Genomic DNA, 15,349 nt, shown 5'->3' on the forward strand with positions numbered 1-15,349 from the left:
TGGCAACCGATGCGCCAGTGGAGCGGGAGGGAGAGCGGAGGGACAAACGGGGTTTGGACATGGTCAGGCAATGCAGTAAATAAATCTCATTACCTTTTATGACGCACTGCAGGCGCAGAACTGCACCCCGTTTTTGCATTTTCTGAATTATTTTTTATCGGACTTCGCGACGATTTCGGCGCGGCCCTCTGGGCCCGGCACCAGGCGCACCGGCAGTACCTGGGTCAGCATATGGGCCAACTCGGCCGGCCTGGCCGTCGCGTAGCTGCCGCCCAGGGGCAGCGCCGCCACAGCGGGGTCGCGCACCATGAGGCCGGTAGGCCCGTAGCGCTCCATCTCCTGCAAGGCCTGGGCCAGCGGGGTGTTGTCAAAGCGCAGCAAGCCCTTGCGCCACAGGCCCACGCTGTCGGGGGCTACGCTGCCCACGGGTGCCAGCAGACCATCGCCTGCAACCTGCGTGGTTTGGCCGGCGCCCAGCAGCAGTGCGGTGGCCGGGCTGTGCACGGCGGCCACGCGCACCCGTCCCTCTTGCACCTCGACCCGCACCTGACCTGCGTCGATGCCGTCTTGGCGGTAGCGCACCGCAAAGCGGGTGCCCACCACGCTGACGCGGGCCGGGCCGGCCTGCACTTCAAAAGGCTTGCTGGCATCGGGTGCCACGATGAACATCGCCTGGCCATGCGCCAGCTGCACCTCGCGCCGGTCGCGGTAGAGGCGCACCTGCGCCTCGGTCTCGGCATCGAGCTCCAAGGTAGAGCCATCGGGCAGCTGCAGGCTTTGGTGCTGGCCGCGCTGGACGACATAGTGCGCGCTGTAGACCGGCTGCATCCACTGCTGCCAGCCCAGGCCCAGCGCCACCAGCAGCACGGCGCACAAGGCCAGGCCACGCGGGCCGGGCAGCAGCGCCTGCAGCCATGTGAGGGGGCGGACCGGCGCTCGCTTGGCGGCTGCGGGTGCGGGTGCGGCTGCGGCTGCGGCTGCGGGTGCGGATCTTGGCACTGCGGCAGCGGCTGCGGGCGGGCTCGCCGCTTGGCTGGCACGCCACTGGGCCACCGCTGCTGTGGGCAGCGCACGCAAGCTGGCCACGCCCGCATCGATCCGGGCCCAGGCCTGGGCATGCGCAGCGCTCGTCTGCAGCCATTGCGCCAGCGCCGCCTGCTCGCCCGCGCTCAGGCCCTGCTCCTGACGGGTGTGCCACTGCGCGGCCTGCACATCCACCGCGTCCTGCTCGCCAAAGAAGGCCTGCAGCGCGCGCTGCTCCGCCGCCTCGTCAACAGACGGGGCACATGCACGGGAGGGCGAGGTGGAAAAACGGCTCATCTCAAAGTTATAGACGCTTGGGCGCAGAAAAACTGCATGTCGGCCCCCCGCCGGATTGGATCAGTCACCAAGGTCCAGCTCCTTTTTGCGGGCGGCGCAGGCGATCTTGCCACGGCTGATGTACTGGTTGACCATGCTGACCGAGACACCCATGTGCTCGGCGATCTGCTGGTTGGACAGCTCGTCGAACAGGTACATGCAAAAAGCCTCGCGGCAGCGCGGCGGCAGCGCATCAATGGTGGCCAGGTAGGCCTGTACGGTTTGCGACGAGGCATAGACCGCTTCGGGCTGCAGGCGCTGGGGACTGGCCGGCTGCAGGGCCTCGTCCAGCGCATCGATGTCCTCGTGCTGGCGCAGCTGGGTGCGCCGGTCCAGGTCGATCTTGGCGTTCAACGCCACCTGCTTGAGCAAGGCGGCCGGCTGCTCGATCACCTTGCCGGCGCGCTGCATGCCCAGCACGCGCGCATAGCTTTCCTGCGCCAGGTCGGCCGCAGTGTCGCGGTCTCTGACCTTGCGCAGGCAGAAGTTCAGCAGTTCTCGGTAATAGCGCTCAAGCACGAACGGGCATCGCCCCATGGAAGGCCAAGGTCTCCATCAGTGGTCCGGCTTCCGCCTCTCAGATGGGAATAACTCTCATTATCAACGATAAGCCGCAGCATTCCTGGGCCGCTGAAATGGAAAAAGGCACCCGAAGGTGCCTTTGTCAGTCTTGCAGCAGCGCTGCGGGCGGTCATTCTTCTTCGACGAAGGCCTCTTCGCGCTTCTTGCTCACCGCTGGCAAGCAGACCACCACCAGCAAGATCGCAGCAGCAATCAGCAGACCGGCAGAGATGGGGCGGGTGACGAACACCGACCAGTCACCGCGCGAGAGCAGCAGCGCACGGCGCAGGTTTTCTTCCATCATCGGGCCCAGGATAAAGCCCAGCAGCAAGGGAGCCGGCTCGGTACCGAGCTTGTGGAACACATAGCCGACGAAACCGAAGATACCCACCATCCACACGTCCCAGCTGTTGTTGTTGGTGCCGTACACACCGACAGCGCAGAACAGCACGATCGAGGGGAACAACCAGCGGTAAGGCACGGTCAGCAGCTTGATCCAGACGCCGATCAGCGGCAGGTTCAGAACGATCAGCATCAGGTTACCGATCCACATCGAGGCAATCAGGCCCCAGAACAGTTCTGGGTTGCTGGTCATCACCTGGGGACCAGGCTGGATGTTATGGATGGTCATCGCACCCACCATCAGCGCCATCACGGCGTTGGGTGGAATACCCAGGGTCAGCAGTGGAATGAACGAGGTCTGCGAGCCGGCGTTGTTGGCCGATTCTGGAGCGCACACGCCACGGATATTGCCTTGGCCGAAAGGAACTTCACCAGGACGCAGCTTGGTCTTCTTCTCGATCGTGTAGGCTGCAAAAGCCGACAGCATCGCGCCGCCACCGGGCAAGATACCCAGGGCCGAGCCCAGCGCCGTACCGCGCAGCATCGCGGGGAACATCAGCTTGAAGTCTTCCTTGGTGGGCATGAGGCCAGTCACCTTGGCAGCAAACACTTCGCGCTCATCGTCAGGCTTGGACAGGTTGGCAATGATTTCACCGTAGCCGAACACACCCATGGCGATCACGACGAAGTCGATGCCATCGGTCAGCTCAGGAATGTCAAAGGAGTAACGGGCCACGCCGGAGTTCACGTCGGTACCCACCAGGCCCAGCAGCAGACCCAGCACAATCATGCCCACGGCCTTGAGCAGCGAGCCCGACGCCAGCACCACGGCGCCAATCAGGCCCAGGGTCATCAGCGAGAAGTACTCGGCAGGGCCGAACATGAAGGCCACTTCGGTCAGTGGAGGCGCGAAGGCAGCCAGAATCACGGTGCCCACGCAGCCGGCGAAGAACGAGCCAATGCCCGCTGCCGCCAGTGCCGGACCGGCGCGTCCCTTGCGGGCCATCTGGTAGCCGTCAATCACGGTCACGACGGACGATGACTCTCCCGGGAGATTCACCAAGATCGCCGTTGTGGAGCCGCCGTACTGGGCGCCGTAGTAAATACCGGCCAGCATGATCAGCGCTGCCACGGGAGGCAGTGCGTAGGTGGCAGGCAGCAGCATCGCGATGGTGGCCACCGGGCCGATACCAGGCAACACGCCAATCAGGGTACCCAACAGACAGCCGACAAAGCAGTAAATCAGGTTTTGAAAGGTAAAGGCAACACCGAAACCGGTGGCCAGGTTGTCAAACAATTCCATGGTCCTGGCCCCTTTTAACCGGTAATAAAGCTAGGCCACACGGGGAACTGAAGGTTCAGTGCCCACACGAAAGCGACGTAACTGCCAATGGCCAGGATGGTGGCCAGAATGAAGACCGACTTGGCACGGAACTCGGAACCAGCCATGCTGGCGATGAAGACCAGTGCGTAGATGGCGACGATTAGGCCCATCGCGGGGATGCCGATGCTGGGCACGCCCACCAGCAAGATGCCGAAGGCAAAGTTGGCCAGCAAGATGAAGAACACTTGTCGCCATGCCCATTTGCCGATCGGGTCTCCGCCAGCGGGGCCGGCAGTGAGGCCCTTGAAGGCCACGGCCGCACCGATCAGCGTCAGCAGGACGCCGAGAATCAACGGGAAGTACCCCGGACCCATGCGAGCACCTGTACCAATCGAGTAGTTCTGGGCGCCGACGGCGAACCCAATACCCACTGCCATGTACATGATGCCCGCCCAGAAGTCTTTCTGGCTTTTGAGCTTCATTACCTTTGTCTCCAAACAATTTTAGGGATGCAGCGCATTGTCAACGCTGACGGCCAGCTGACGCATGTGGATTCCACTTACGATTCCACACAGGAAAACCCCTAGGGTGACACCAGTGCGTACAGCGCCGAAACCCAAGCTGGGCGCGGGTTTGCGCAGCATGAAGAGCTGCCCAAGCGCTTGTAGTGACAAGGGTAAGTCCCTGCCGGCGCAACGCCACCATGTACGCTGGTGGTGGTCGATGCAGCCGGTTTTTTAGCGGTCGCCCATCTCGATGGGGGGGGTGTTGGCCATCACCTCTTCGATGGTGGTCAGGCCCTCGGACACGCGCAGGGCGCCGGCCAGGCGCAGCGGGTGCATGCCGTCCTTCACCGCCTGGCGGCGCAGTACCGACATCGACGGCGAGGCATGCACCTGGTCCTTGAGCGCTTCAGAGACCGTGAGCAGCTCGTACAGGCCCATGCGGCCGCGAAAGCCGGTGTCGCGGCACTCTTCGCAGCCCACCGGCTTGTAGGGCCGGTAGTCGCGCTTGATTTTCCAGGGCTGGATGGCGGCGGTCAGTGCGTCGGTCGATGCCGCCTCGTCAGGCTGCTTGCACTGCGGGCACAGCGTGCGCACCAGGCGCTGGGCCAGCACGCCCAGCAAGGTGGCATTGATCAGGTAGGGCGGCACGCCCAGCTCCATCAAGCGGCTGATGGCGCTGGGGGCATCGTTGGTGTGCAAGGTCGAGAACACCAGGTGGCCGGTCAGCGCAGACTGCACCGCCATTTCAGCGGTTTCCAGATCGCGGATTTCGCCGACCATGATGATGTCCGGGTCCTGGCGCATCAGCGCGCGCAGGCCTTCGACAAAGCTGAAATCGAGCGCTGGCTGCACCTGGGTCTGGTTGAATGCCGGCTCGATCATTTCGATCGGGTCCTCCACGGTCGAGACATTGACCTCTTCGGTGGCCAGGCGCTTCAACGTGGAATACAAGGTGGTGGTCTTGCCCGAGCCGGTCGGGCCGGTGACCAAAATGATGCCGTGGGGGCGCTCAACCAGCTGCTCCCAGCGCTGCGCATCATGGGCGGTAAAGCCCAGGGCCGACAGGTCCTTGACGGTGTTTTCCGGGTCAAAGATCCGCATCACCATCTTCTCGCCAAAGGCGGTGGGCAAGGTGGACAGACGCATTTCCACCTCGTCGCCCAAGGTGTTGCGGGTCTTGATGCGGCCATCCTGCGGGCGGCGCTTTTCCACCACGTCGATGCGGCCGAGCAGCTTGACGCGCGAGACGATGGCGTTGTGCACGCCCAGCGGCATCTGGTAGACCTTGTGCAGCACCCCGTCAATGCGAAAACGGATCACCGACTGGTCGCGGCGCGGCTCCAGGTGGATATCGCTGGCGCGCTGCGCAAACGCGAACTGCCACAGCCAGTCCACCAGGCGGATGATGCCCTGGTCATTGGCATCGAACTGCTGGTTGGTGTTGCTGAGATCGACCAGCTGCTCGAAGTTGCCCAGTGAGCTCAGCGAGCCGCCCAGCTTGCTGGCGGCCTTGACCGATTTGGCCAGCGCAAAGAATTCGCTGCGGTAGCGGTCGATGTCCTTGGGGTTGGCCAGCACCCGGCGCACCTTGCGCCGCGCCTGGCGCTCCACCTCACTGACCCACTCGTCAATCCAGGGCTCCTTGACCGCAATCACCACCTCGTGGGCGGTGACCTGCACTGGCAGGATGCCGTGGCGCTGCGCATAGGGCGCGCCCATGGTTTCAGCCACCTTGGCGGCATCGACCTTGAGCGGATCGATCTTGTAATAAGGCAGGCCGCAGTGCTTGGCGACAAACTCGGTGAGCAGTTCTACATCGAGCGCCTTGCCGTCCTGCTGGCGCGGCACCACCACGCTGGCCAGGCGCACGATCGGGTGCTGGCTGCTGGCCGCGTGGCTGCAGCGGTTGATGGTGGCCTGGGCCAGCTCGGAGCTGATCCAGCCATCGGCCTGCAGCCAGTTGATGATTTGGGTCAGCTCGAGCCCGCGCTGCATCAGCGCAGGCAGGCCGCTGCGCACTGGTGGCACCGAGGCCGGGCCCGACCCGCTGGGTGTGGACGGCACCGAGGCCGGCCCCGTGGATTGGGACGGCGCAGGGCCCTCGTCCACCTTGCCAGGCACAAAGACCGCCGAGCGCCGGATCGGCGCCGCAGCACCGGACGAACCACTGCCCCCCGCACCACTGGACGAGCGGCTTTTGACGGCGGTATCGCCGGGCAAGGCATCGCCCCGGCTCTTGTGGTGTTTGCTTGGCTGGTCAGGCGCTGCCATGGTTTATTCCCTCGGTATTTTTTGTCTTCTGGCTTTATACCTGAATGACCGAGACTCGCTGCGTAAAGTCAGGCGGCGACCGGCTGCACAGGTTTAAAAACCTTTAACCACTTGAGCGCCGGCAAGCCCGTCTGCTGCTGCACCTGGTCGGCGCGCTGGCTGAGCAGCTCGCGGCTGGGGCGGCTGGCCATGCGCTGGGCCAGTACCACGGTGTTGCCCTCCTTGGTCGCCGCAAAGCGCCAGACCGCTTCGGGGCCAAAGGCCTCCTGGATATGGGCGAGGCTGCGGGCAAAGCTGTTGGTGCGGCCAAACAGGTTGACGGTCATGCAGCCGTCCTCGGTCAGCAGGTTGCGGCAGTGCTGGTAGAAGTCGGGGCTGTCGAGCACGGGCGCTGCGGCCTCGTGGTCATACAGATCGACCTGCAGCGCATCAACAGTCTGCAGGTACTGGGGCTTCTGGATTTCCACGCCCGCATCGCCCAGCACAACCTGGAGCTTGTCGCTGTCGGGCGGCAGTTTGAACCACTGGCGGCAGACGGTGATCACTTGGGGATTGAGCTCAATGGCGGTGGTGCTGGCCATGCCCAGCTTTTGCGCGCAGAACTTGGTCGCAGCCGCAGCCCCCAGACCCAGCTGCATCGCACGGCGCTCGGGCACTGTGGGCCAGTCCACCAGCAGCAGCCAGGCCATCATGCGCTGCACATATTCCAGGTCGATATCAAAAGGCTTCTTGATGCGCATCGAGCCTTGCACCCAAGGGGTGCCCAGGTGCAGGTAGCGGGCTCCGTCAAAGTCGGAGATCGTGACCTCGGGCAGCGGCTGGGCCGCCTGCGGAGATTTTCTTTTCGTCGTCATGGGGTGGGATTATCAGCCGTTGTCCTGCCCGGCTCAGTGCATAACCCTGGCCCGCCAGCCTGGGAGCGGATCGGGACAAGGTAGCAGTCGCTCCTTGAAAGCCTTCCATAGTTATTTTGAAATAAATGGTCGCCACAGATAGGCAATGTCGCTTGCAGACCACGGTGAGGCACTTGGCAGACGATGCATCGCTTTAGACTGCGGCATTGATTTTTCTGGCTCGCTGATGTCCAACGCTCTCAAACAACGCTTTCTGTCCTCCGTCATCATGTCCATGCTGCTCTCGGGCCTGATGACCGCCTGGGTCACCTGGTTGAACCTGGGCTTTGTCAGGGATTTTCTCTCGCGCTGGCTGCATGCCTACCTGCTGTCCTGGCCAGCGGCATTCACGATCGTGGTGCTGCTGGCGCCCGCAGTGCAGCGCCTGTCATGGCGCATGGTCGGCGGCAGCCCCGTCTCTCCAAGCCCTGCGCGCGCAAGCGTTGCTGCTGCAAGCGCTCAGGCCAGCAGTCCACAGTGATGCATCACCTCGCGCCAGCCGGCCAGTTTGCGCTCAAAGCTCCATGACGCATTGGCCGGGCTGCTGGAGGGCAGCCGGTAGCTGGGCAGGCCCAGCACGGCCTGCACCCGGGGCGCATGGCGAAAGCTCTCGCCGCCGTTGTGGGCGGCAGCCACCAGCTGCGGGCACTGCTGCTGGAGCGCCACAAAATCGTTGAGCTGCGCATGGCGGATGTTGGTGTCCAGACTGCCTTCGCGCTCGCAGGCGGCATAGACATCCCACAGGCCCAGGCCCCGCGCCAGCAGCCAGGCGCAGCGCTGGGCATAGGCGGCGGGCTGCGGGTGCGCGGGCCACAGCGCTGCCAGCAGCGGCCACATCTGGTTGCGTGGATGGGCGTAGTACTGCTGCAGCTGCAAGGACTGCACACCGGGGAAGCTACCCAGAATCACGACCTTGGTGCCCGGCCCCACAACCGGGGCCAGACCGCACAGCAGCGCATCAGCCATGCGGCGATCCCCCATCGGCGCCGGGCAGCAAAGGCTGCAGCCTTGGCAGCACCCTTGCGGCATTGGCGCTGGTGGCCAGCTGCCAGTCCGTCGCAGTCAATGCCTCCTCCGCTTGGGCCTGGGCTCGCAGGTCGACCATCACCTGGGCAATGCGCGGAATTTCGGCCGGCTGGTTGCGGCCCTGGGCCTGGCCGGCGGCACGCTGCTCGGCGGTGGTGTAGAGCCAGTGCGGCGGAATATCGGGTGCATCGGTCTCGACAACGATGGCCTCCATCGGCAGCTGCTGCAGCAGGCGGCGCAGGTGCAGCGCGCGCTCATAGGTGACGGCGCCGCCAAAGCCCAGCGCAAAGCCGCGCTCGATAAATTGCTGCGCCTGCTGCAGGCTGCCGTTGAAGGCATGCGCAATGCCGCCCTGCACCGGCCAGCGGCGCAGCGCCCGCAGCAGCTGGTCCGACGAACGGCGCACATGCAAGATCACGGGCAAGTCAAAGCGGCGCGCCAGCTGCAGCTGCTGCTCGTAAAACCAGGTCTGGCGCTCGGCATCGAGCCCAGGCACAAAAAAATCCAGGCCGATCTCGCCAATCGCGACCAGGCGCGGGTCAGCCTGGCAGTCTTCGAGCATGGTGGCCAAGGCGTCAATGTCGGCTTCGGCCGCGCGGCCGGTGTAGAGCGGGTGGATGCCCAGCGCATAGCTGTCGCCCCAGCGCTGGGCGAGCTCGCGCACGGTGGCCCAGTTGCTGCGCTCCACCGCCGGGATCACGCAATGCGCCACCCCGGCCACTTGCGCAGCGGCGCGCAGTGCATCGCGGTCGGCATCGAACTCGGGCGCATCCCAGTGGCAGTGGGTGTCAATCCAGAAAGGCATGCGGCCTCAGGGGCGCTCTCAGGCTTCAAAACGCCCGTTGACCATGCGCACCGCACGGTCGCAGCGCTGGGCCAGCTCGCCATCATGGGTGACCATGACAAAGGCCGTGCCGCGCTCGCGCGCCAGCTGCAGCATCAGCGCAAACACGGTGTCGGCGGTGGCGCGGTCCAGGTTGCCGGTGGGCTCATCGGCCAGCACGCAGGCGGGCTGCGTGACCAGCGCGCGCGCAATGGCCACGCGCTGGCGCTCGCCGCCCGAGAGCTCGGCGGGGCGGTGCAGCACGCGGTCCTTGAGGCCCACCGAGGCCAGCACGTCGCGCGCGCGCTCGGCGCATTCGGCATAGGGCAGGCGGCGGATGCGCAGCGGCATCGCGACGTTGTCCAGCGCGCTGAACTCGGGCAGCAGATGGTGGAACTGGTAGATAAAGCCCAGGTGCTGGTTGCGTAGCTCGCCCTGGCGGCTGGCGCTGAGCGTATCGAGCCGCTGGCCGTGCAGGCTGACCGTGCCGCTGCTGGGCGCATCCAGCCCGCCGAGCAAGTGCAGCAAGGTGGATTTGCCCGAGCCCGAGGCGCCGACAATGGCCAGGGTCTCGCCGGCGCGCACCTGCAAGTCGATGCCATGGAGCACCTGCACATCGAGCAGGCCTTCGGTAAAGCGCTTGGTCAGGCCCGAGGCCTCCAGGACGATGGACGAATCATTCATAACGCAGCGCCTCGGCGGGGTTCACGCGGCTGGCGCGCCAGCTGGGATACAGGGTGGCCACAAAGGCCAGGATCAGGGAAATGACGGTAATCGGCACGATATCGCTGCGCTGGGGCTCGCTGGGCATCTGGCTGATGAGGTAAATGTCCTTGGGCAGGAAGCTGGTGTGCAGTGCGCGCTCGATGGCGGGCACGATCACATCGATATTGCAGGCCACCAAGAGGCCCAGGCCCAGGCCGGCCAGGGTGCCGATGACACCAACGAGCGCGCCCTGCACGACAAACACGCCCATGATGCTGCGCGGGCTCGCGCCCAGGGTGCGCAGGATCGCGATATCGGCGCGCTTGTCGGTGACCGTCATCACCAAGGTGGTCACCAGGTTGAACGCGGCCACGGCAACGATCAGCGTCAGGATGATGAACATCATGCGTTTTTCAACCTGAACGGCAGCAAACCAGGTCTTGTTCTGCTGCGTCCAGTCGCGGATCAGCAGGTGGCCGCTCAGGCTATGGGCCAGCTGCTGGGTCACCTCGGGGGCCTGGTGCAGGTCCTTGAGCTTGAGGCGCACGCCGGTCGGGCCTTCGAGGCGGAACAGGCGCTCGGCATCCTCATGGTGCATCAGCACCAGGGTGGAGTCGTACTCGTAGTGGCCGGAATTGAAGGTGCCCACCACCTGCATCTGCTTGAGGCGCGGCACGGTGCCCGCTGGCGTGACCTGGCCGCTGGGCACGATCAAGGTGACCTGGTCGCCCTGACCCACGCCCAGAATGCGCGCCAGCTCCGAGCCCAGCACCACATGGAAGCTGCCCGGTGTGAGCGCCTGCAGACTGCTTTGGTCGATGCCGGTGGTCATGTCGGTGACCTCGGGCTCGAGCGCCGGGTCAATGCCGCGCAGCAAGGCGCCGCGCATGTCCTCACCGCGGGCGACCAGCGCCTGGGCCGAGACAAACGGTGCCGCGCCAATCACGTTCGGGTTGGCCTTGGCCTCGGCAATGGTGCGGGCCGGATCGGGCAAGGCGTCGCCCCCGGGCGTGAAGATCTCGATATGCGAGACCACGCTGAGCATGCGGTCGCGCACCTCTTTTTGAAAACCGTTCATCACCGACAGCACGATGATCAAGGCCGCCACCCCCAGTGCAATGCCCAGCATGGACACGCCCGAGATGAACGAAATAAACCCGTTGCGCCGGGTTGCACGGCCCGCACGGGTGTAGCGCCAACCCAGCGCCAATTCATAGGGAATCTGCATAAATCGTTCTAAAAATATATTTGGTGCATCCGCTCGGCAAATACAGCACCTTAATCCACTGCACCGCAAACCGCATTGTGGCATCGCCGACAATAGACCCATGTCGGAAAACCAGCATTTGATCATCTCCTACGCAGCCACGGACGAGCCGGGCTGCCAGCAAGCCTTGCAGGCGCTCCCCCTGCCGAACCTGCAACGCCTGCTCAAGCGGTGGTCTGTCAGCGCCAGCGACAACGGCGCGCTGGAAGATTTTGCCCCGCCCCATGAACGCGTGCTGGCCAAGGCTTTGGGCCTGCCGCCCAAGGCCACACCCTGGGCTGCGCTGCAGCAACTGCAAAACGGCCAGGCGCCGGGCGATGCCGCCTGGGCCTTTCTCTCGCCCTGCCACTGGCAGATCTCGCCCGACCAGGTGCGCATGAGCGACCTTTCTGCCGCGCAGATGAGCGAGGACGAATCGCGCAGCCTGCTGGCCATCATGGCGCCCTGGTTCAGCGAAGACGGCATTGCGCTGGTCTACGACCGGCCCGACCGCTGGCTGGCGCGTGGCCCCGTGCTTGCGCAGCTCGATACTGCGGCGCTCGACCGCATTGCGCTGCGCGATGTGCGGCCCTGGCTGCCCGACAAGGCCCAAGCGGCGGTACTCCAGCGCCTGCAGACCGAGATGCAGATGCTGCTCTACACCCATGCCTTCAGCGACGCACGCGAGGCCAGTGGCCGCGCGCCCATCAATTCGTTCTGGGTGCATGGCGCTGGCGCCCTGCCCGCCGGCTACCAACTGCCCGCCCAGACGCCGGTGCTGAACATCACGCTGCGCGACAGCGCCCTGGTGGGGGATTGGCGCAGCTGGCAGCAGCAGTGGCAGCAGCTGGATGCGACACTGGCCTCCACCGCGTGGAGCCAGATCAGCCTGTGCGGCGAGAAAAATGCCATCACGCTGGCGCCCCCGGCCCCCGGCTGGCTACCCCAAATCAAGCAATGGCTGGCTCCGACCAAGCCCATGGCGCTTCTAAGTTCTTTATGAAAATTCTGGCCCGAGATATTCCCCCGCGCACCGTCTGGGCGCTGGAGCAGGCAGGCGTGCACCCGCTGCTCGCCCGCCTGTTTGCCGCGCGCGGTGTGCAGGCCGCTGCTGAGCTGGACGATGGCCTGGCGCAGCTGCTGCCGCCCGCTGGCCTGCTGGGCACGCGCGAGGCGGCGCTGCTGCTGGCCGATGCGATTGGCCGCCAGCAGCGCATCTGCGTCGTGGCCGATTACGACTGCGACGGCGCCACCGCCTGCGCCGTGGCCCTGCGCGGCCTGCGCATGTTGGGCGCCCAGCAGGTCAGCTACCTGGTGCCCGACCGCGTGGTCGATGGCTATGGCCTGACGGCAGCGATTGCCGAGCGCGTGCACCAGCAAGGCGCGCAGGTGCTGGTGACCGTGGACAACGGCATTGCCAGCGTGGACGGCGTGGCGCGTGCCAAGGCGCTGGGCATGACGGTGATCGTCACCGACCACCACCTGCCGGCAGCCACCCTGCCGGCGGCCGATGCCATCGTCAATCCCAACCAGCCCGGCTGCAGCTTTGCCAGCAAGGCCATGGCCGGTGTCGGCGTGATGTTCTATGTGCTGATGGCCTTGCGCGCCGAGTTGCGCGATCGCGGTGCCTTTGCCGACATGGCCCAGCCGCGCCTGGACAGCCTGCTGCCGCTGGTGGCACTGGGCACCGTCGCCGATGTGGTCAAGCTCGATGCCAACAACCGCCGCCTGGTGGCCCAGGGCCTGCGCCGCATCCGCGCCGGCCATATGCCCCCGGGCCTGGGCGCACTCTTCTCGGCCGCCAGCCGGCGCGCGGCCACCGCCAGCACCTTTGACTTTGGTTTTGCGCTGGGCCCGCGCATCAATGCCGCCGGGCGCCTGGCCGACATGACCATCGGCATCGAATGCCTGCTGACCGACGACACCTTGCTGGCCGACACCCTGGCGCGCCAGCTCGACGCCATCAACCGCGAGCGCCGCGATATCGAGACGGGCATGCGCGAGCACGCGATGCTGCTGGCAGAGGCCTTGTTTGAAGAAGGCACCGAGCCGCCACCGGCTGTGAGCGTGTTTGACCCGGACTTCCACGAAGGCGTGGTGGGCATCGTTGCCTCGCGCATCAAGGACAAGCTGCACCGCCCAAGCTTTGTGTTTGCCGCCAGCAGCGCACCGGGCCATGAGCATGAGCTCAAGGGCTCGGGCCGCTCGATCCCCGGCTTCCATCTGCGCGATGCGCTGGACCTGGTGGCCAAGCGCCACCCAGGCGTGCTGATCAAGTTCGGCGGCCATGCGATGGCGGCGGGCTGCACGATTGCGCTGGACGATTTCGAGGTGTTTGAGCAGGCCCTCGCCCAGGTTGCGCAGGAATGGCTCGATGAGCGCACGCTCACCCGCCAGCTGGAGACCGATGGCCCGCTGCCGGTGCAGTTTCGCCATGCCGAGACCGTGGACACGCTCAACAGCCAGGTCTGGGGCCAGGGCTTTGCGCCGCCCACCTTCAGCGAAGAGCTGGAGATCGTCAGCCAGCGCCTGGTGGGGGAAAAACATTTGTCGCTGAAGCTGCGCCACCATGGCGAGATGGTGGACGGCATCTGGTTTGGCCATACCGAGCCACTGCCGGCCAAGGTGCTGCTGGCCTACCGGCTGGACATCAATGAATGGCAGGGCCAGCGCAAGCTGCAGTTCCTGGTCGAAGGCGCGCAGCTGCCCAGCTGAGCGGGGCCGGGGATTTGAGGGGCCGCAAGACTTTACTAAAAGTTAAGGAAATAGCGCGAATGCGGAAGACCTGGGTCACCGTAATTTTCTAAAATACGCGCCGCAGTCGCCCGTGCACAAGATCCGTGTTGCACTGGCATTCTGACCATGGGGTGCACGGCGGGACGGGCTGGCCTTCCAGTCCGGCACGGGCCCGGGCGCCAGTACTCGGCCACCCCATGGGTTTGATTGTTAATTTAATATCAGTCATAGGCTAGATACTTTCTAGATGGCTGTGAAGCACCAAGACATTCCATGAGCAATATTTCCGTGGCCGTGCTGGGCGCCGGCATGGTGGGCGTTGCCAGCGCATTGGCGCTGCAGAAAAAGGGTTTTCGCGTCACCTTGCTGGACCGGCTGGCCCCTGGCGAAGAGACCTCGTACGGTAACGCCGGGGTGATCGCGCGCAGCTCGCTGATGCCCTTCAACAACCCCAGCCTCTGGGGCAACCTGCCGGTGCTGCTGAAAAACCAGAGCGCCGGCTTTCGCTACCAGGCCCGCTTTCTGCTGCAGAACCTGGGCTGGGCCGCGCGCTTTGTCGCCCAGGCCCGCACCCAGGTGTTTGAGGAAACCACCACCGCGCTCGACAGCCTCATCCGCCTGTCGATGAACGAGCATGCCCAGCTGCTGCGCGCCAGCGGCGCGGCCCACCGCATGCGCGACAACGGCTGGATGTTTCTCTACCGCCAGTCCAGTGCCTTTGCCGGCGGCGCGCTGGCGCGCGAGCGCATGGCGCACTTCGGCGTGGCCACCGAGGTGCTCGAGCGCGACCACATCCGCCAGCTGGAGCCGGCCCTGAACCCGATTTTTGAGCGCGCGCTGTGGATCAAGGACAGCTGGTCGGTCGACAGCCCCGGCGACGTCGTCAAGGCCTATGCCGAGCTGTTCCGCAAGCAGGGCGGCCAGTATGCGCAGGCGCGCATCAAGACCGTCGAGCCGCTGGCCGGCAGCCGCTGGCGCATCCGCGCCGATGGTGCGCACGATGGCCTGGAGGCCGACCGCGTGGTGGTCGCGCTGGGCCCCTGGAGCCGCCAGTTCATGGCGACCCTGGGCGTGAAGGTGCCGATGGCCTATGAGCGCGGCTACCACATGCACTTTGCGCCGCCCGCGTCCTGCAATATCTCGCGCCCGGTCTATGACACCGCCGGCGCCTATGTGCTCAGCCCGATGGAGCAAGGCCTGCGCCTGACCAGTGGCGTGGAACTGACCGATATCGACGCCCCCGCCAACCCGGTGCAGCTGGGCCTGGCCGAAGCCGCTGCCCGCGAGGCGATCGACATGGGCCAGGCGCTGGAGCCCGCGCCCTGGATGGGCAGCCGCCCCACCCTGCCCGACAGCCGTCCCATCATTGGCGCGATGCCGGGCCAGCGCAACCTCTGGCTGGCCTTTGGCCACCAGCACATCGGCTTTAGCACCGGGCCGGGCACGGGCGCCATTTTGGCGGCGCTGATGCGCGGCGACGATGCACCGGTCGATGTGCGCCCGTTCCGCGCCGAGCGTTATCTCAAGGGCTAAAGAACTTCTGTAATTACGCCCGGG

At 65.3% G+C, this 15,349-nt stretch carries 14 protein-coding genes; 4 read left to right on the forward strand and 10 right to left on the reverse strand.

The annotated features are described in order from the left end of the window. Positions 1-147: 147 nt before the first annotated feature. From F0Q04_RS19625 to F0Q04_RS19650, 6 genes are all read right to left on the reverse strand, one after another. Positions 148-1,320, reverse strand: coding sequence for a FecR family protein (locus F0Q04_RS19625; RefSeq protein ID WP_182343043.1), 1,173 nt, complete (start codon positions 1,318-1,320; stop codon positions 148-150). A gap of 60 nt (positions 1,321-1,380) precedes the next feature. Then, a complete protein-coding gene (locus F0Q04_RS19630; protein ID WP_232539411.1) occupies positions 1,381-1,878 on the reverse strand; it encodes a sigma-70 family RNA polymerase sigma factor in 498 nt (165 codons plus the stop codon). 172 nt (positions 1,879-2,050) lie between these two features. Beyond that, positions 2,051-3,565, reverse strand: a complete 1,515-nt coding sequence (locus F0Q04_RS19635; protein ID WP_116927198.1) for a tripartite tricarboxylate transporter permease — start codon at positions 3,563-3,565, stop codon at positions 2,051-2,053. Between the two features lie 14 nt (positions 3,566-3,579). Beyond that, positions 3,580-4,068, reverse strand: coding sequence for a tripartite tricarboxylate transporter TctB family protein (locus F0Q04_RS19640; RefSeq protein ID WP_116927197.1), 489 nt, complete (start codon positions 4,066-4,068; stop codon positions 3,580-3,582). 255 nt (positions 4,069-4,323) lie between these two features. Then, complete coding sequence (locus F0Q04_RS19645) at positions 4,324-6,087, reverse strand: GspE/PulE family protein (RefSeq protein WP_116927227.1); 1,764 nt, start codon at positions 6,085-6,087, stop codon at positions 4,324-4,326. 344 nt (positions 6,088-6,431) lie between these two features. Next, positions 6,432-7,217 carry a spermidine synthase gene (locus F0Q04_RS19650; protein ID WP_182343047.1) on the reverse strand — a complete coding sequence of 262 codons (786 nt, stop codon included), beginning with the start codon at positions 7,215-7,217 and terminating at the stop codon, positions 6,432-6,434. A gap of 226 nt (positions 7,218-7,443) precedes the next feature. Between F0Q04_RS19650 and F0Q04_RS19655 the strand changes: the two genes are divergently transcribed. Continuing rightward, positions 7,444-7,737, forward strand: coding sequence for a DUF2798 domain-containing protein (locus F0Q04_RS19655; protein WP_182343049.1), 294 nt, complete (start codon positions 7,444-7,446; stop codon positions 7,735-7,737). Here the strand turns inward: F0Q04_RS19655 and F0Q04_RS19660 are convergent. From F0Q04_RS19660 to F0Q04_RS19675, 4 genes are read right to left on the reverse strand one after another with little or no spacing between them, the layout of a single operon-like run. Beyond that, positions 7,716-8,222 (reverse strand): DNA-deoxyinosine glycosylase, encoded by a 507-nt coding sequence (locus F0Q04_RS19660; protein WP_232539412.1) that lies wholly within the window; start codon positions 8,220-8,222, stop codon positions 7,716-7,718. The two genes, F0Q04_RS19655 and F0Q04_RS19660, sit on opposite strands and share 22 nt — an antisense overlap. Further along, positions 8,215-9,087 carry a TatD family hydrolase gene (locus tag F0Q04_RS19665; protein WP_182343053.1) on the reverse strand — a complete coding sequence of 291 codons (873 nt, stop codon included), beginning with the start codon at positions 9,085-9,087 and terminating at the stop codon, positions 8,215-8,217. Before F0Q04_RS19665 ends, F0Q04_RS19660 begins: the two co-directional genes overlap by 8 nt. Before the next feature lie 18 nt (positions 9,088-9,105). Then, a complete protein-coding gene (lolD, locus tag F0Q04_RS19670; RefSeq protein ID WP_116927192.1) occupies positions 9,106-9,789 on the reverse strand; it encodes a lipoprotein-releasing ABC transporter ATP-binding protein LolD in 684 nt (227 codons plus the stop codon). After that, the gene (locus tag F0Q04_RS19675) at positions 9,782-11,038 is read right to left on the reverse strand and encodes a lipoprotein-releasing ABC transporter permease subunit (RefSeq protein ID WP_182343055.1); all 1,257 of its coding nucleotides are present in this window, start codon (positions 11,036-11,038) and stop codon (positions 9,782-9,784) included. Before F0Q04_RS19675 ends, lolD begins: the two co-directional genes overlap by 8 nt. 100 nt (positions 11,039-11,138) lie before the next feature. On the opposite strand from F0Q04_RS19675, the gene F0Q04_RS19680 reads away from it, so the two are divergent. From F0Q04_RS19680 to F0Q04_RS19690, 3 genes are all read left to right on the forward strand, one after another. Next, the gene (locus F0Q04_RS19680; protein WP_182343058.1) at positions 11,139-12,059 is read left to right on the forward strand and encodes a phosphoglycerate mutase; all 921 of its coding nucleotides are present in this window, start codon (positions 11,139-11,141) and stop codon (positions 12,057-12,059) included. Further along, complete coding sequence (recJ, locus tag F0Q04_RS19685; protein WP_116927189.1) at positions 12,056-13,771, forward strand: single-stranded-DNA-specific exonuclease RecJ; 1,716 nt, start codon at positions 12,056-12,058, stop codon at positions 13,769-13,771. Before F0Q04_RS19680 ends, recJ begins: the two co-directional genes overlap by 4 nt. Before the next feature lie 294 nt (positions 13,772-14,065). Next, a complete protein-coding gene (locus F0Q04_RS19690; protein WP_182343060.1) occupies positions 14,066-15,325 on the forward strand; it encodes an NAD(P)/FAD-dependent oxidoreductase in 1,260 nt (419 codons plus the stop codon). The last annotated feature ends 24 nt before the right edge of the window (positions 15,326-15,349 follow it).

Source organism: Comamonas koreensis, assembly GCF_014076495.1.
Classification (GTDB): domain Bacteria; phylum Pseudomonadota; class Gammaproteobacteria; order Burkholderiales; family Burkholderiaceae_C; genus Comamonas; species Comamonas squillarum.